The sequence below is a fragment of the Enterococcus sp. DIV1937 genome, assembly GCF_050535975.1.
GTDB lineage: Bacteria > Bacillota > Bacilli > Lactobacillales > Enterococcaceae > Enterococcus > Enterococcus faecalis.
Genome location: NZ_CP172909.1, coordinates 700,253 through 717,950 on the forward strand (window position 1 = coordinate 700,253; position 17,698 = coordinate 717,950).

Genomic DNA, 17,698 nt, shown 5'->3' on the forward strand with positions numbered 1-17,698 from the left:
AATAGCATGAATAAGCTGAAATAAAAAAGTTTGACGTGTTAACGTCAAACTTTTTTATTAGAACTGTAGCAGTGCCAACAACAAAATGGCTAGGACGACTTGAACAGTTCCTACTGATAAACCATAGATTAAGAAACGTTTGCCTTCTTGGAAAAACTTTTTAAAATCGAGTCGTAACCCGATTGCTGCCAAGGCAGTAATTTCAAACCAAGAACTAAAGAAATGAGCAGTCTCACTGATCACGACGGGGAAATGAATCAAACTATTAAAGACACAGGCAATGAAAAAGCCAACTACATACCAAGGTAGGGCGCTGCTTTTTTTGGTGACTTCTACCAACTCAGCTTCTGATTCTGCCGTCTTACTTTGCTTGAAACGTCCAAATAAATAGACAACTGCTACGAGTAGGACAATCCGCATAATTTTAAAGAGCATCGCTAGTTGAACTGCGTTCTCATTGACCATATTGGCACTGGCGACAACCTGACCAACTGATTGTAAAGTTCCTCCGATTAGTGCGCTACGAGCCAACAAATTGGTACCATAGAGAATCCCACTTAAAATGGGTAAGGTCAACATTAAAACGGTTCCTAATAAGTTTACTAAAGTAATGATTTGGCCTTTTTCTTCCTCATCTGCTTGAATTGCTGGAGCAATCGAAGCAATAGCAGAGGATCCACAAACGGCATTACCACCAGCCATCAATAAAGACATATTATCAGAAAAAGCCAGTTTTTTACCGATCAAATAGGCAAAAATAATGGTCAGCGACATTTGAATGAGAATAAATGCGACACCTTGTAAGCCAATTTGGGCAATCGTTTGAAAGGTCACAGTGGTTCCCAATAAAACAACAGAAAATTCTAGTAATTTACTTTCGGCTACTTTGGTTCCGCGATTTAAATTGGCACCGCGAACAAAGGTATTTCCCAAAAAGATTCCTAGTAAAATAGCTATCGTTGCGGCGCCTAAGCTAGGTAACCAGATGGAAAGGAACTTGCTAAGGCAGGCGACAAGGAAAGCTGTTAGCAAGCCGGGAAGAATTTGGAATAAAGATTGGATATAATCATTTTCTGAATTTTTCATTGAAAAAATCTCTCTTTCTTGTTCATTACTTCCAGTATAACGAAATTTTTTACATTTGAGAAATAAATAGTTAAAATAATATTTATAATAGAAAGTTATCGAAAGGATGCCTATGTTTAAATTATTAAAGACTTTTCAAATTGTGTATGAGCAAATGAACTTTTCCAAAGCAGCTACCTGCCTATATATCTCACAACCAGCCGTTTCTAATCAAATCAAACAATTAGAAGAAGAATTAGGCTGTTCATTGTTTTTAAGAAATGGTCGACAAGATGTAGTCCCTACTAGGCAAGCGGAAGTCTTGTATAATCGTTTGCTAAATTTAGCTGATGATTGGCAAGAAACATTAACAGCTCTTCATCAGGCGAGATTACCTAAAGAAACTTGCCGAATTGCTGCGTCTAATACTTTTGCAGTTTATTATTTGCCGCAACTGATGCAGCATTTACAGACACAGTATGCAACGATCAATTTTGTTTTAGAAATGAACAATTCAGAAGAAGTAGTGGAAAAAGTTGAGAAACATCAAGTTGATTTTGGCTTTATCGAAAAACCATTAATTACGAAAGGCGCCTCTCGTGAAGAAATTATTCAGGATCAATTGGTTTTAGCTGGGGACCCTGCCAATCAGAATTGGTTGGTACGTGAAAAGGATTCTGGGGTCTTTCATTATACCCAACAGTATTTAGAAGAAAGTAATCAAAGCCCAACACTCATGACGGTTAAAAATAATGAAATGATTGTTAAAATGTTGGAATTGGGCATGGGGCAATCGTTACTTTCAAAAAAGGCAATTACTGAAAAAATCCCCTTCCAAACGTTAGGTGAAAAGTATTGGCGTTCCTTTTATTTTTTGACACGAGGACATTTAAAATCCTCCTTGCTTCAAGAAGTAAAACAAGCAATTTATCGATTCTATCAGACGGAAATGAATAAATACTAAAACGTTCTCTTTGTTTATTTATCAATCTTTGACTACACTAAAGAAAACGAAGGAGGGAACCACAATGCCTAAATTTTCACCATGTTTATGGTTTGACACACAAGCGGAAGAAGCTGCTAACTTCTATACAACAATCTTTGAAAAAGGTGCGATTCTAAGTAAAACGAACTACGTTAATGAGGAGCATCAACCTCAAGGAACATCATTAATGACCATTGAATTTACCTTGGCGAACCAAACAATCATTGGTTTAAATGGCGGACCAGAATTTTCCTTTACGCCAGCTAGTTCATTTTTTGTTGAATGTAAAACATTATCACAAATAGAAACGTTGTGGAAAAATTTAACAACAGATGGACAGATATTGATGCCTTTTGGGGAATATCCTGTTAGTCCTTTATATGGTTGGGTAGTGGACAAATTTGGTGTCTCTTGGCAAGTGTCTTTTTCAGGAAAAGAACAAACAATTGTACCAACCTTTATGTTTGCTAATGAAAAATATGGCGAAGCAGCCAAAGCTCTATCAGAATGGTTGGCGATTTTCGGTCCAGGCGAAATAATTGAAAAAGTTGAATATGAAGATGGGAACATTGCGCAAGCGCTTTTCACATTACAGGAGCAACCGTTTCGAGTAATGGATGCACGAGATAAACATGACTTTGATTTTACCATGGCCTTCTCCATTTATATTGATTGTGAAAATCAGGAGGAAATAGATCGGCTATGGCAACAAGTGACTGCTAAAGGGAAAGAATGGCCGTGTGGCTGGATGGAAGATCAATTTGGGGTCAGTTGGCAAACAGGCAATCCTGAACTGAAACGTTATTTATCTGACTCAAATCCAGCTAGAGCAAATGAAGTGACCAAAAAATTGTACCAAATGAAAAAAATAGATTTAAACCAGTTAAAAGAAGTGTATGACAAATATAATCATTAGAAAAACTGAGGTTGTCTGATCGACTACACTTCGTTACGTTGGTATCAATTCCAATACATGGAACATACTAGAGTTGAAGGGCTTGTCTTTTAAGGATCAAGACCTTCAACTCTTAAAAAAGGCTCGATTCTTGCGAGTTCCAAAGAGGCTACTTCTATTTTGTTGTTTACCTTAAGGGTTAGGACTCTGCCGATTTTTTTATAAGATTATGCTATAATTAAGAGTAGTAAATTATTGAAGGAAAAATGAAAAGTCCAAAATAGGAAGTGGTAAAATGATTGAGTTAATTGTGTTGTTAACAGTTTTTACTTATGGAACGAACTTTGTTTTATATCTTATTTTGAAAAATAAAAAGTCCATGCCAATTGTCGAAAAAGCTTCTATTGTATTAGGAATTAATATGTCTGTGTTATTATTAGATGGTATTTTTGCTTTCGTTGGCAAATTCATCATGTTATCAGAATGGGAATTATTAGCGCCTATTTTTGAAATAGTGTAAAAATCATCATAAAGTCCTATATCCAAAAAGAATGAAGTTTGTTAGGATAAGAAAGATGAAAATTTAGAAATAAAAGAGGTGGGATTGCATGGCTAAAATCATGATTGTCGAAGATGAAACAACCATTCGAGAATTAATTAGCGAGGAATTACAAAAATGGCAATTTGAAACGATTGGAACAACCGATTTTAATGATGTATTGGATGATTTTCAAGAGGAGAATCCCCAATTAGTTTTGATGGATATTAATTTACCTGTGTACGATGGGTACTATTGGTGTCAAAAAATTCGTGAAGTTTCTAAAGTACCAATTATTTTTATTTCGAGTCGTAGTACCAATATGGATATGATTATGGCGATGAACATGGGCGCGGATGATTTTGTTACAAAACCGTTCCAGATAGATGTTTTAATTGCTAAAATCAATGCTTTGTTGCGCCGCTCTTATAACTATTCCGATACGGATAGTGAAGTGCTTTCACATAATGGCATTACTTTAAATGTGGACAATGGACGAATGGAAATCAAAGGCGAAATGATCGATTTAAGTAAAAATGAATACCGATTACTGTATCTTTTAATGAAAAAACACGGAAAAATTTTAACACGTGAAAAACTATTGCGCGCTTTATGGGACGATGAACGTTTTGTGGATGACAATACGTTGACGGTAAATATCAATCGTTTACGAAAAAAAATTGAGCAAGCAGGCATTGCTGGCTATATTGAAACCAAAGTGGGCGTCGGTTATATGGTGCCCTAGATAGGAGTAGACAATGACCATTCTAAAGTATTTAAAAGATCGCTGGTTATTACTAATTGGTTGGTTATTTTTTCTGTTCTTAACTTGTTTTATTTTATGGTTGGCTCCTAATGTCCGCTTAGATTGGACAGTGGTTGGCTATATCTTTTTACTGCAAAGTGTTTTTTTATCGCTATTTTTAACAATTGATTATTATTTAAAACGTAAGTGGTGGCTTTCGTTGGCAACGGAAAAAGAGCCGCCTTCTTTACAAGAATATTTGAATACAGCAGAAAAAGAAGAAGAACTACTTGTCCAAACGTATATTAACGGTTTATTGCAAGAGCACCAACAAACCATGCAGCAAGCAATTAACAACCAACAGGACCAAAAAGATTACATTGACTCTTGGGTTCATGAAATCAAAGTCCCCCTAGCGGCTATCACGTTACTGGTACAATCTGTCGAAGATGATATTCCTGAGAAAAAATATTATCTATTGGAAAATGAGTTAGGTAAAATTGATGAATATGTCGAGCAAGTCCTATATTATGCTAGACTGGACAGCTTTTCTCGAGATTATTTACTCCAAGAATATTCTTTAAAAGAAATTGTGCAATCTGTTGTTCGTACGCAAGCAAATTATTTTATCCAAAAAAGATTGCAATTCTCAATTGAAGGGGAAGATGAAGCGGTTTTAACCGACCGAAAATGGGTCATTTTTATTTTCCGCCAATTATTAAGTAATGCAGTCAAGTATACGCCAGAAGGCGGCACGATTACGGTTCTAATTTCCAAAAATAAACAAGGTATTTATTTATCTTTAAAAGATTCTGGGATTGGCATTCCGATGCAAGATCAACGACGCATTTTCGATAAAGGATTTACTGGTGAAAACGGGCGGAAAAGTGAACAGCATTCGACTGGTCTTGGCCTGTATTTGGCCCATAGCTTAGCGAAAAAGTTAGGTCATGATTTAACAGTCGAATCGACAGAAGGGCAAGGTACGACGATGACATTGTTTTTCCCTTCCCTCAGTTATTATAATGAAGTGAAATAAAAAGTAGGTCTATCAGCAAACTAAAGAGGTGATAGGCCTTTTTTTATTTATTAAAACTTTCTTGCTAACTTCTCTTACTCTTCTTAGTTGTTTAGAAAACGTTTTTATTGTTAGAATGAAATGAAATAAATTTGTTAGGAGAATATTATGAGTTTACTTATCGCTTTAGTGCCCATGATTGCGTGGGGCAGTATTGGTTTAGTCAGCGGTAAAATTGGTGGAAGCGCCAATCAACAAACGTTAGGTATGACAATCGGCGCATTACTATTTTCAATTGTTGTCTTTTTTGTCATCCAGCCTACGTTGACGACAGCCACATTAATTGTTGGATTTATATCTGGTTTATTCTGGAGTTTGGGACAGAATCAACAATTTCATAGCATGAAATATATGGGCGTTTCAGTTGGCTTACCAATTTCAACTGGGATGCAGTTAGTTGTTAATACCGTTGCAGGGGCTGTTTTTTTCCATGAATGGACAAAAACAAAAGACTTTGTTGTGGGCTTTATCGCTTTGGCCTTTTTAGTTTTTGGGGTGTATTTAACAGCTCGACAAGATGATGACAGTCAACCGAAAACCTCAAACAGTATGTTAGATTTTAATAAAGGGATTCGGGCCTTGATTTTCTCAACAGTTGGGTATGGCGTCTATACCATCATTATTAATGCCACTGGTTTAGATCCGTGGGGAATTATTTTGCCACAAAGTATTGGTATGTTAGTGGGGGCTAGTTTCTTTGCCTTCAAAAAAGTCAAAGTTGATCGTTTTGTTTGGATGAATATGACGACGGGTCTGCTTTGGGGCTTAGGAAATATTTGTATGTTATTAACCATGCGTGAAATTGGCTTAGCTATTAGCTTCTCTTTATCACAAATGGGGATTATTATTTCGACTCTTGGGGGCATCTTCCTTTTAGGCGAAAGAAAATCAAAAAAAGAAATGTTTTATGTTATTTTTGGTTGCATTTTTGTTATTCTAGGTGGTATTCTTTTAGGGTATATGAAAGCGTAAATAGTTTATTTACGCTTATTTTTTTTACGGGGGTAAACACATGTCTATTTTCAGAAAAAAAGAAATCACTGTGCCTGTCAATGACAGTGGTGGGATGAAAAAAAATCTTAAGACGATGGACTTAATTTTTCTAGGAATTGGGGCTGTAGTAGGAACAGGGATTTTTGTTGTGACAGGTGTCGCAGCGGAACGCTATGCAGGTCCAGGGCTCGTCTTATCATTTCTGGTAGCAGCAGCCGCGATTATTTTATCTGGTTTATGCTATGCAGAATTTGCATCACGTATTCCGGTCATTGGTGGGCCGTATGCCTACATGTATGTGGTCTTTGGAGAAATTGTGGCTTGGATGACTGGTTGGATGATTATTTGTGAGTTTTTCTTGGCGGTTTCATCCGTTGCTTCAGGTTGGTCAGGCTATGTCCATGGCTTTTTGGATAGCTTAGGTTTTTCTTTGCCGCAAGCGTTAAGTGGCGCTTATAATCCAACAAATGGTACATATATTGATTTGATTGCCATGTTGGTCGTTGTAGCTGTAACTTTTTGGGTATCCTTAGAAGCGAAAACAGCGTTACGTTTAAATAACTTAATGGTTTTCGTGAAGTTTGGGATTATTTTATTATTTGTTCTCGTTGGGATCTTTTATGTAAAACCAACGAACTGGCAACCATTTATTCCTTATGGTTTTTCAGGCGTTTTCAGTGGTGCTGCTTTAGTTTTCTTTGCCTTTCTAGGGTTTGATGCGGTCAGCATGGCCGCGGAGGAAGTGAAGAATCCGAAAAAAGATATTCCAAAAGGGATTATTGGTTCCATTGTTATTTCAACATTGTTATATATTGTTGTTACGTTAGTTTTAACTGGAATTGTTCCATTTACGGATTTAGGGGTCAAGGATCCGGTGGCTTTTGCGATGCGCTTCATTAATCATGGCGCAATTGCGACAATCATTTCAGTTGGTGCTATTTTAACCTTATTAACAGTGACGATTGCGATGATGTACAGTTTAGCCCGTGTGATTTATGCGATTAGTAAAGATGGATTATTGCCGCAGTTTATGAGCAAAATCGATGAGAAGCGGCACACACCTAAGAATGCAACCTATGTAGCTGGATTTTTAGCAATGGTTTTTGCTGGGATTGTTCCAATGGAGATGCTGGCTGAACTTACAAATATCGTGACACTCTTTTATCTGATGTTTCTCGCTTTAGGAATTATCAAATTACGGACAATGAAAGGAGAACCGCAAGCAGGTGAATTTAAAGTGCCGCTTGTGCCGGTTCTACCATTAATTTCAATCGTGGTTTGCGCGGCTTTGATGTTCCAATTATCTTTAGCTACTTGGCAAGTATTTGGCGTAGCCGTAGTGATTGGTTTGGCTATTTATTTCTTTTATGGACGACACCATAGTATCGTTCGTTTCGAGACAAAAGAATAAAAATGAACGAAAAAAGAGAGGAATACTTGTCAAATAGACAGGTGTTTCTCTCTTTTCTTTCTGGCATTTTCTTCATTTTCAAGAGAAAACCGACAAGAAATATAGTTTAATAATGTCTAATTATGGTATACTGTTTAGGAGTAAATCCTGAGGGTTTAGGAAAATGACTAAAGGAGGTTTTTTCTGTATGTCACAGAAAGAAACATTTTATATTACCACCCCAATTTATTACCCAAGTGGGAAGTTACATATTGGGAATTCATATACAACAATCGCCTGCGATGCAATGGCCCGTTACAAGCGTTTAATGGGTTTTGATGTATTTTATTTAACAGGTGTGGATGAACATGGCCAAAAAATTGAAAAAAAAGCTGCTGAGTTGAATGTGACACCAAAAGAGTACGTTGATAAAATGGCAGCAGATGTTCAAAAATTATGGAAAACATTAGATATCAGCTATGATAAATTTATTCGGACAACGGATGATTATCACATGGCAGCCGTGCAACAAATTTTTGATCGTTTAGTAGAACAAGGAGATATCTACCTTGGAGAATATGAAGGTTGGTATTCAGTTTCTGATGAAGAATTTTTCACTGAAACACAATTAGCTGAAGTATATCGTGACGATGAAGGCAATGTCATTGGTGGGAAAGCACCAAGTGGTCACGAAGTCGAATTAGTTAAAGAAGAATCCTACTTCTTCCGCATGAGTAAATATGCGGATCGCTTGGTAGAATATTACGAAGAACATCCAGAATTTATTCAACCAGAATCTCGTAAAAATGAGATGCTAAATAACTTCATCAAACCAGGATTGGAAGATTTAGCCGTTTCAAGAACGACTTTCTCTTGGGGAATTCCATTAAAAAATGATCCAAAACATGTGGTTTACGTATGGATTGATGCGTTATCAAACTATATTACAGCACTAGGTTATGGCTCAGAAGATGATTCATTATTCCAAAAATATTGGCCTGCGAACGTGCAAATGGTTGGGAAAGAAATCGTGCGTTTCCATACGATTTATTGGCCAATTATGTTAATGGCCTTGGATTTACCATTACCGAAAAAAGTCTTTGGACATGGTTGGTTATTGATGAAAGACGGAAAAATGTCTAAATCTAAAGGAAATGTTGTTTACCCTGAAATGTTAGTAGAACGCTACGGTCTAGATGCGTTACGTTATTATTTATTACGAGCAATTCCATTTGGTAGTGATGGCGTCTTTACACCAGAAGATTTCGTTTCTCGCTTAAATTATGATTTAGCTAATGACTTAGGAAACTTGTTGAATCGAACAATTGCGATGATTAATAAATATTGTGATGGCAAAGTACCAGCCTATGCTTCAAAAGTTACCCCATTTGATAGTGAACTATCGACAACTGCGGCGAATGTTATTGGAAAATATCATGAAGCAATGGAAAAAATGGAATTTAATACGGCCATTGCAGAAATCTGGACGCTAGTTTCTCGTGCAAATAAATATATTGATGAAACAGCGCCTTGGGTATTGGCTAAAGAAGAAGAGAAACGCAATGAATTAGAAAGTGTCATGATCCATTTAGCGGAAAGCTTACGAATTGTGGCAATCTTATTGCAACCAGTCATGACAGAAACACCAGGGAAAATTTTCGAACAATTAGGCTTAGATCCAGAAACAATGAACATGGAAAATATTCATTTTGGTGAGTTTCCAACAGATGTAACAGTAACAAGTAAAGGAACACCTATTTTCCCACGTTTAGAAATTGAAACAGAAGTAACGTATATTCAAAAGAAAATGTCCCAAAGCGAAAGTGCTACAGAAGAGGATATTAAATGGAATCCAGAAGAAACAACGTTGGTTTCAACGAAAGAAAAACAAATTAAGTACGATGATTTCGATAAAGTGGAATTAAAAGTTGCCGAAGTTATTGACTGTAAAAAAGTCAAAGGAGCAGATAAATTATTGCAATTTCGTTTAGATGCTGGAGATGAAAACCATCGTCAAATTCTTTCAGGTATTGCTGAATTTTATCCAGATCCAGCTGCGCTAATTGGCAAAAAAGTAGTCATTGTGGCTAACTTAAAACCAAGAAAAATGCGTGGTCAAATTAGCCAAGGAATGATTCTTTCAGCTGAATCACCAGAAGGGAAACTTCAAATTGTTGAAGCACCAAAAGAAATGCCAAATGGTGCAGGAATCGCATAAAAGCATAAGTGGTAAAGATAAAAGGTGAATTGTAACCTTTTATCTTTACTACTTTTTTGTATACTAGAAGAAAAGTGATTTGATGTGGGGGAAGTTTGAGGGCTTATCATAAATTTATGAGCAACGAAAAAATGATCCTAGATGGCGTCCGTATTATTTAGAAGCTATGAGAGTAAGGGAACAAGCACGGCTAACAGTTCAACGTAGAAAAAGAAGGGCAAGAATTAGAACCTTTTTAGTGGTTGCGATACTGGTTATTTTAGTTTTTCTGTTATTGGCTCATTGGACATATTCACAAACAAATGAACTCTCTTTCTCCAGTTTTATCGACGTCCTAAAATCGAAAATCAACGAATTTTTAAATTAAAAGAATCGAAGAAAAGCCTAGAAAAAATCATTTGCGATTTTTCCTAGGCTTTTCTATTTTAGAGTTTCACTTTTTTAGGTATTCGTTTTTTACCAAAACGGCCTTTCGTTAGGCGACTTGGTAAAATGATCAGTAAGAGTGAAAAAGGGACACTAATAATTTGCCACGTGAGTAAACGGCCTAAGCTATTATTTTTATAGAGCCACTCTAATATAAAATGCAGCCCTAAAATACTTAACAAAGCCAAGCCTGTCAGGAAATAAGGCGTTGATACCCAGTCGGTCGTTTTCAAGAGACTAAAACCTAAAGGAATTAGATAAAAGTAAGCACTTGTTAAAGTAATACGCCAACTTTTCATAACAGTGCCTAAATTAATTATAAAAAAAAGTAAAGATAGGACTAAAGCAAAAGGTGGAAACAAAGCCACTAACGCCGAATAGATGGTTCCCCAGACGAGCATTAAGGGACCTTTAACAATAGCGGCAATAAGTGTAAACAAGCCAATTAGGAGTAACTGCTGTGTCAGTGAGCCAAAGGTTAGCAAGCCAAATAAAATAAGCAGTAGCCAGTGCCAAATGGTTTGGTTTTGTTGTTTTCGCTCAATAGTTACATTTTTTTGGATAGAGGTTTTTAAAAAATTTTCTAAATCAGGTGATTGTTTCACCTTCTCACGCTCCTCTCAACTTAAGAGACAACAAACGAGTAGGTCTGCTAATTAAAAAGCAGTGCCTACTCGTCTATTATAAGTGGTTTTTCTAAAAATAAAATCCGCCTTAAGTCTCAGTTACTGGGCTGCCAAGTAAGGTGTAAACCATTTAGAAAGTGTGCCGGTATAAGGTAAAACGACCCGTTTCATTCCACGAGAAATAGCAGTATACAGGATTTTTTTATCTCGTTTATTGTCGGAATAACGATTAACATTTGGGTTATGAAGAATTACATTATCAAATTCTAGACCTTTTGCCATATCAATTGATAAAACTTGCAGTGACGGATGTTCTTCCAATGAAAGAGAAGCACTAAGTTCTTTTGTTAATTGTTCTTTTTCTGCAAATGTTTTAGTAATAATGGCGGTGCTTTCTTTCGGATCAAAAGTTGCAATGGAAGTGACGATTGCTTTAAGATAGTCAGACGCAGAGTCACAAGGAATAAATGTCGGCTTTTCTCCATCATGCCGGATGGGCACAATGGTTAATTGCTCTGGTTGAGTGCCTAATGTTTGGAAGAGTCGTGTAATTTCTTTACTTGAACGGTAACTGTTTAATAATTGATACGTTCCAACAGAACGGCTGGTTTCGTTAACCAATAAATCATGAGCTTCAGAAAATTCAATGGCTGTATTAAAAATGGCTTGATTTTCATCACCAGCTAAAGTAAAACTAGCTTTAGGGAAAAGTGTCAGCAGTAATAATAATTGGGCTTCTGTATAATCTTGGACTTCATCGACTAGGATAAAAGCCATTTGCTGGTTGGCGAGATTTTCAATAAATGCATGTTTCACCAAAATAAGGGCCACAATTTCATCGGCTGTGAAAACAGCTGTCTCTTTTTGATACGATTTTTCAGTGAATAAAGAATAAAACGTTTCAAAAAAGGCCCATTGATCTAGCCAAGCATCATTTTTGATAGCGGCAGTGATGGAGCGATATTTTTTCTTCAAACGTTTTAAAGCAAAATCAGCCAGATGTTTTTCATTATCTTCGGTAATCACTGTGCCAAAATAACGAACTTGTTCAGCTTCTGTTAAATCTTGGAATTGATCCAACATTTTTTTAGAATGGGCTTGTTTTAATAAGTACCGTGTCCAAAGACTGGTTAATTTTTCTTTTGTGGCTGAAATTCGTTGGCGAATACTCAAGTCAGCTGGTGTTTCTTGATAAAGTTTAAAAATTGTTTCTGAAGTAAATAAGGTCTGCTTTTTAAAAGTTAAAGGACGGAAAAAATGTGGCTGCACAACCGCTTTTTCAGGATTGCTTAAAAGAAACGTTGCAAATTCTTTTGAACGAATAACGTGCTCTTGCTCCGTTGCCTCAGAGCGAGTAATGCGTTCGAAATAGTCCGTTTCTTCTTCCATTGGCCATGCTTCTTTGGTAGTGAAGCGCAAAAATTGTAAAAGAGTCAAATTCAAGGGATTTCGTTCGCCTAAATTCGGTAAAACTTGAGAAATATAATCAATAAATGTTGAATTTGGTGAAAGTAATAAAATATTATCCGCTGTAATTTCTGCTCGATGTTGATAAAGTAAATAAGCAATCCGTTGCATAATCGCAGACGTTTTCCCACTACCAGCAATCCCGTTGACTAGTAGGAGTGGCTGCGTTTCGTCACGAATTATTTGATTTTGTTCTTGTTGAATGGTTGTCGTAATGTCCTTCATATAAGGAGAAGCATCTTCTTCTAAAGAATGCAATAACACATCATCTTGAATCGCAATGGTTGTGTCAAAATAGTTGATTAATTGATCTTTTTCAATAATTAACTGTCTTTTCAAATCAAGTTGTACAGGAATGGTTTGTTGATGTGCCATGTAGGCTGTTTTTCCTAAAACATTGTCATAAAATAACGAAGCAATCGGTGAGCGCCAATCGTGAATGCGCGTTTCTTCTTCTAAAGAAGTAAAATCGTTTACGCCAATATAAAAGTTTTCTGGCTCTTCAGGGCTGTCTTCAAAAGTCACGCCAATTTTGCCAAAATAAGGAACTTGTAATAGGCGTTTCACTTTGTCTAAATTTTTAGCCGTTGCTTCATTTTTTAAGTTCCACTGATCAATTTCACGGTTCTTCATTTCCAACATGGCAAACGTTTCTAGATTATCGGCATAACTATCAAAATTCAGCTTAGAATCGCGACCAAATTCCTCTAGCATATGTTTGCCATCTTTCATTGTGTTCGCCAATTGCTCTTCGTAAACTTTTTTAGCCGCTTGCAGCTCATGATAAACCGTTGTTAAATGCTGTTGTTCATAAATTTTTTCATCGGTCATGGAGATTCCTCCTTTTAATAACATGACTGAATAGTATACGTTACTTTTAGCATAAATGCAAGCGCTGTTTATGAGGAAATGGCGAATCTTGTCGCCTAGTCATTCAGATTTTTCAAGAAATATGATAAAGTAGAGAGGAGATAAAGGAGGCAATCATAATGATTTTTGATACACATACACATTTGAATGCAGAACAATTTAATGATGATATTCCAGAAACGATTGCACATGCCCAAGAATTGGGTGTTACAGAGATGGCCGTGGTCGGTTTTGATGAACCAACGATTGAAAAATCTCTTTTACTTAGTCAGGAATATGCCAATATTTATAGTATCATTGGTTGGCATCCAACAGAAGCGGGTAGCTATACGCCAGAGGTTGAACGACGATTACAAGAACAATTAACGTTGCCAAAAATTGTCGCATTAGGTGAAATCGGTCTTGATTATTACTGGATGGAGGATCCTAAAGAGGTGCAAGAAAAAGTCTTTCGCCGTCAAATTGCGATTGCTCGGGAAATGAATTTACCGTTTAGTGTGCATACGAGAGAGGCATTAGAAGATACCTATCGAATTTTAAAAGATGAAAAAATTTCAGATATTGGTGGAATCATGCATAGTTTCAGTGGCGATGCCGAGTGGATGAAGAAATTTTTAGATTTAGGTTTGCATATTTCTTTTAGTGGCGTCGTAACGTTTAAAAAGGCGTTGGATGTTCAAGAAGCGGCGATGGCGGTACCACTTGAACGAATGTTGGTGGAAACAGATGCACCCTATTTAGCCCCTGTTCCTTATCGTGGTAAACGGAATGAACCAGGCTATACACGATACGTAGTGGAAAAAATTGCTGAATTACGACAACTAACCTTTGAAGAAGTGGCAGAACAAACGAGAGTCAACGCTCATCGCTTGTTTCGGATAGATAAATGAAAGAAAAAATGAAAGTTGCAGAAATCATTGTCGTTGAAGGGAAAGACGACACACGCCGCATTCAAGAGGTAGTTGAAGCGGATACGATTGAAACGATTGGTTCTGCTATCAATGATGAAATTTTGACACAAATTGAACACGCACAAGAAACGAGAGGCGTGATTATTTTTACAGATCCAGACTATTCGGGCGAAAAAATTCGTAAAACAATAATGGAAGTCGTTCCTGATGCAAAGCATGCTTTTTTATCAAGAAAAGTTGCAGTGCCTAAAAAAAATGGTGGTAGCCTAGGGGTTGAACATGCTAGTGATGAAGCAATTATTGAAGCCTTAAAAAAAGTCGTAACACCTGTTCAAGCTGGTGAAGACTATCAAGAAATTCCTAGACAAACACTAGTTGAATATGGTTTAATAGCGGGAGCAAATGCCAAAAAATACCGTGAATTATTAGGAGATGACCTAAGAATTGGCTATACAAATAGCAAACAGTTAGTCAAACGGTTAAGCATGTTTCGGATTACAGAAGCAGAATTGAAAGAAAGCATGACACGTATTTTAAAAGAACTTGCAAACGAAGAATAACTACATGGAGGAACAAGCGTGACGGACTATAAAGAAATTGCCACACCATCCAGAACCAAAGAAATACTAAAAAAGCATGGATTTTCATTTAAAAAGAGTTTAGGTCAAAATTTTTTGACAGAGCCTAATATTTTAAGAAAAATTGTAGAAACAGCGGGAATTAATCAGCAGACAAATGTTGTCGAAGTCGGGCCTGGAATTGGTGCATTAACAGAGCAATTAGCGATGAACGCGGCACAAGTTGTGGCTTTTGAGATTGATGATCGCTTGATTCCTGTCTTAGCAGATACCTTAAGTCGCTATGATAATGTAACAGTGGTGCATCAAGATGTTTTAAAAGCTGATTTGGTCGAGACAACCAACCAAGTTTTTCAAGAGAAGTATCCGATTAAAGTGGTGGCTAACCTACCTTACTATATTACTACGCCAATTATGATGCATTTTTTAGAATCTTCTTTAGATGTAGCTGAAATGGTTGTGATGATGCAAAAAGAGGTCGCTGATCGAATTGCTGCTAAACCAGGAACGAAAGCTTATGGTTCATTATCAATTGCTGTCCAATATTTTATGGAAGCAAGTGTCGCCTTTATTGTGCCAAAAACAGTTTTTGTGCCGCAGCCCAATGTTGACTCGGCGATTATTAAATTGACACGCCGTGCTACACCAGCAGTGACAGTGACCAATGAAAAAGAATTTTTCAAATTAACCAAAGCCAGTTTCCAATTAAGACGTAAAACATTGTGGAATAACTTAACGCATTTTTATGGGAAAGATGAACAAACGGTGGCTTGGCTAAAAGAGAGCCTAGCTGAAGCAGAAATTGATCCTTCTAGACGTGGTGAAACATTGTCTTTAGAAGAATTCGCTCGTTTAAGTAATGCTTTAGAAAAAAATAAACCAGTATAAAAAAGAACTTTCTGTTATTTATGAGAAATAACAGAAAGTTCTTTTATGTGTCTTGACACATTGCGGCTGTTCAGCTACACTTGAGAAAAACAAAAGGTGTCATGACACCTTTAGGAGGCAGTTTTAATGAAAACAAACTCAGTAAAACGTTTAACAATTTCAGCACTTTTAATTGCAATGGGGATTATCATTCCAATGGTTATGCCAAGAATTACCATTGGTCCAGCCAGTTTTACGTTAGCAAGTCACGTCCCAGTTTTTATTGCCATGTTTATTTCTCCAGTGGTGGCAATTGCGGTTAGTCTAGGAACAGGTTTTGGTTTTTTCTTATCCGCAACACCGATTATTGCTTTGCGGGCCTTATCTCATTTGATTTTTGCAGTCATTGGCGCAGTGATTTTACAAAAGCATCCAGAAATTTTAATCAATAAAGAGGGGAAATTCACTTTATTAAATGGGAAATTACAGTTGTTTAACGTGGGAATTGGAGTGATTCATTCCGCTGCCGAGCTAGTGGTTGTTTCTGTATTTTACACAATGGGCAACTTGCCAGGAACCTATTATACAGCCGGCTTCATGTATTCTATTTTTCTTTTGATGGGCGTTGGTGGATTAATTCATAGTTTGGTGGATTTCAGTATTGCCTACTTTTTAGCAAGTACCTTAAGTAAACATGTAGATATTCCAACTTTTACAGAAGCGAAACAACCCAAAGTGATAAAGAAGAAGGTTAAATTAGCATAGAGAGAAGCAATCGAGGCATCCGTCATTGTGACGGATGCCTCGAGAATTTTTATTTAATGACTTCTTCTGTTTGAGGGTCGAAGAAATGTCCTTTGTTAATATCAAAAGCTAAGTCAATCATTTCACCAGGATGGTGGAAGTCACGAGCATCTACTTTTGAGATAAACTCTGTATCACCAATTTTTGTATAAAGCATGGATTCAGCCCCTAATAATTCAGAAACAACGACTTCAGATTTAATCACCGCATCTTTCATTGCTGTTAAAGCCACTTGTTCGCTATGAATATCTTCTGGACGAATACCGAAAATTAATTCTTTGCCTTCATAACCATGTTCAACAAGCTCTTTGTTTCTTCCTTCAGGAATTGCTAGTTTTAAGCCATGTTGGTTAGAAATAACCCCATTGTTTAAGGTAACTTTGAAGAAATTCATGGCAGGTGAGCCGATGAACCCAGCTACGAACATATTTTTAGGTGTATTGTAAACTTCTTTTGGTGAACCAATTTGTTGAATAAAGCCATCTTTCATAATTACGATTCGGTCAGCCATGGTCATCGCTTCGGTTTGGTCATGTGTCACATAAATTGTCGTAGTTTCTAAACGTTGGTGTAGTTTAGCGATTTCAGCACGCATGGCTACACGTAATTTTGCATCCAAGTTTGATAAAGGTTCATCCATTAAAAAGACTTTGGCATCACGGACAATTGCCCGGCCAAGTGCAACACGTTGGCGTTGTCCACCAGAAAGCGCCGCAGGTTTACGTTGTAAGTACTCTGTTAAGCCAAGAATATCCGCAGCATTTTCCACCCGTTTTTTAATTTCAGCTTTATCATATTTTCTTAGTTTTAAACCAAAAGCCATGTTATCAAAAACAGTCATATGCGGATAAAGCGCATAGTTTTGGAAAACCATGGCAATATCACGATCTTTCGGTGCAACGTCATTCATGACTTTGTCCCCAATTGATAATTCACCTTCAGTAATATCTTCTAAGCCAGCAATCATGCGCAATGTTGTTGATTTACCGCAACCAGAAGGTCCGACAAAGACGATAAATTCACGGTCTGTAATTTCTAAGTTAAAATCTGTAACAGAATAATGTTCTGCATTGTCATATTTTTTATACACATTTCTAAGCGCCATTTCCACCATTTGATACGTCACTCTTTTCTTTTTGATTTGTTACTCATAGTTTAAATGAAAACGCTATCTTTCGGCAAGGGAGAGTTGCACAAGAAAAAGAAGACTTTTTCGTCAAGGTGACAAAGGGCAAACACTCT

Annotated in this window: 16 protein-coding genes; 12 read left to right on the top strand and 4 right to left on the bottom strand. The window is 36.8% G+C overall.

What is annotated here, in order from left to right:
* Positions 1-57 precede the first annotated feature (57 nt).
* On the bottom strand, positions 58-1,086 hold the full coding sequence (locus IGL13_RS03400; protein ID WP_002378098.1) for a YeiH family protein: 1,029 nt from the start codon (positions 1,084-1,086) through the stop codon (positions 58-60).
* Positions 1,087-1,198: 112 nt separating this feature from the next.
* On the opposite strand from IGL13_RS03400, the gene IGL13_RS03405 reads away from it, so the two are divergent.
* From IGL13_RS03405 to metG, 8 genes are all read left to right on the top strand, one after another.
* Positions 1,199-2,029: a LysR family transcriptional regulator gene (locus IGL13_RS03405; RefSeq protein ID WP_002378099.1), complete on the top strand. Its 831-nt coding sequence runs from the start codon at positions 1,199-1,201 to the stop codon at positions 2,027-2,029.
* A 64-nt stretch (positions 2,030-2,093) separates the two neighbouring features.
* Positions 2,094-2,966: a VOC family protein gene (locus IGL13_RS03410; protein WP_002378100.1), complete on the top strand. Its 873-nt coding sequence runs from the start codon at positions 2,094-2,096 to the stop codon at positions 2,964-2,966.
* Positions 2,967-3,240: 274 nt separating this feature from the next.
* Positions 3,241-3,465 carry a hypothetical protein gene (locus IGL13_RS03415; protein WP_002355808.1) on the top strand — a complete coding sequence of 75 codons (225 nt, stop codon included), beginning with the start codon at positions 3,241-3,243 and terminating at the stop codon, positions 3,463-3,465.
* A gap of 88 nt (positions 3,466-3,553) precedes the next feature.
* On the top strand, positions 3,554-4,228 hold the full coding sequence (gene sapR, locus IGL13_RS03420; protein ID WP_002355809.1) for a two-component system response regulator SapR: 675 nt from the start codon (positions 3,554-3,556) through the stop codon (positions 4,226-4,228).
* A gap of 13 nt (positions 4,229-4,241) precedes the next feature.
* Positions 4,242-5,267 carry a two-component system sensor histidine kinase SapS gene (sapS, locus tag IGL13_RS03425; RefSeq protein WP_002358842.1) on the top strand — a complete coding sequence of 342 codons (1,026 nt, stop codon included), beginning with the start codon at positions 4,242-4,244 and terminating at the stop codon, positions 5,265-5,267.
* A gap of 147 nt (positions 5,268-5,414) precedes the next feature.
* Positions 5,415-6,278, top strand: a complete 864-nt coding sequence (locus IGL13_RS03430) for a GRP family sugar transporter (RefSeq protein ID WP_002355811.1) — start codon at positions 5,415-5,417, stop codon at positions 6,276-6,278.
* 40 nt (positions 6,279-6,318) lie between these two features.
* Positions 6,319-7,710: an amino acid permease gene (locus IGL13_RS03435; RefSeq protein WP_002378102.1), complete on the top strand. Its 1,392-nt coding sequence runs from the start codon at positions 6,319-6,321 to the stop codon at positions 7,708-7,710.
* Positions 7,711-7,897: 187 nt separating this feature from the next.
* Positions 7,898-9,907, top strand: a complete 2,010-nt coding sequence (gene metG / locus IGL13_RS03440; RefSeq protein WP_002373542.1) for a methionine--tRNA ligase — start codon at positions 7,898-7,900, stop codon at positions 9,905-9,907.
* Positions 9,908-10,332: 425 nt separating this feature from the next.
* Here the strand turns inward: metG and IGL13_RS03445 are convergent, their stop codons facing one another.
* Both IGL13_RS03445 and IGL13_RS03450 read right to left on the bottom strand, forming a co-directional pair.
* Positions 10,333-10,938 (bottom strand): hypothetical protein, encoded by a 606-nt coding sequence (locus IGL13_RS03445; RefSeq protein ID WP_002383359.1) that lies wholly within the window; start codon positions 10,936-10,938, stop codon positions 10,333-10,335.
* Positions 10,939-11,058: 120 nt separating this feature from the next.
* Positions 11,059-13,281 (bottom strand): HelD family protein, encoded by a 2,223-nt coding sequence (locus IGL13_RS03450; RefSeq protein ID WP_002378103.1) that lies wholly within the window; start codon positions 13,279-13,281, stop codon positions 11,059-11,061.
* Positions 13,282-13,415: 134 nt separating this feature from the next.
* Between IGL13_RS03450 and IGL13_RS03455 the strand changes: the two genes are divergently transcribed.
* The 4 genes from IGL13_RS03455 to IGL13_RS03470 all read left to right on the top strand — a co-directional run bounded on the left by IGL13_RS03455 (position 13,416) and on the right by IGL13_RS03470 (position 16,417).
* On the top strand, positions 13,416-14,186 hold the full coding sequence (locus IGL13_RS03455; RefSeq protein WP_002358846.1) for a TatD family hydrolase: 771 nt from the start codon (positions 13,416-13,418) through the stop codon (positions 14,184-14,186).
* Positions 14,183-14,767 (top strand): ribonuclease M5, encoded by a 585-nt coding sequence (gene rnmV, locus IGL13_RS03460; RefSeq protein ID WP_002378104.1) that lies wholly within the window; start codon positions 14,183-14,185, stop codon positions 14,765-14,767. The genes IGL13_RS03455 and rnmV overlap by 4 nt, the downstream gene beginning before the upstream one ends.
* Before the next feature lie 18 nt (positions 14,768-14,785).
* Complete coding sequence (rsmA, locus tag IGL13_RS03465; RefSeq protein WP_002358849.1) at positions 14,786-15,673, top strand: 16S rRNA (adenine(1518)-N(6)/adenine(1519)-N(6))-dimethyltransferase RsmA; 888 nt, start codon at positions 14,786-14,788, stop codon at positions 15,671-15,673.
* 126 nt (positions 15,674-15,799) lie between these two features.
* Positions 15,800-16,417, top strand: coding sequence for a hypothetical protein (locus IGL13_RS03470; protein ID WP_002355821.1), 618 nt, complete (start codon positions 15,800-15,802; stop codon positions 16,415-16,417).
* Positions 16,418-16,466: 49 nt separating this feature from the next.
* Here IGL13_RS03470 and IGL13_RS03475 read toward each other — a convergent pair whose 3' ends face one another.
* Positions 16,467-17,570, bottom strand: a complete 1,104-nt coding sequence (locus tag IGL13_RS03475; protein ID WP_002355822.1) for an ABC transporter ATP-binding protein — start codon at positions 17,568-17,570, stop codon at positions 16,467-16,469.
* Between the last annotated feature and the right edge of the window lie 128 nt (positions 17,571-17,698).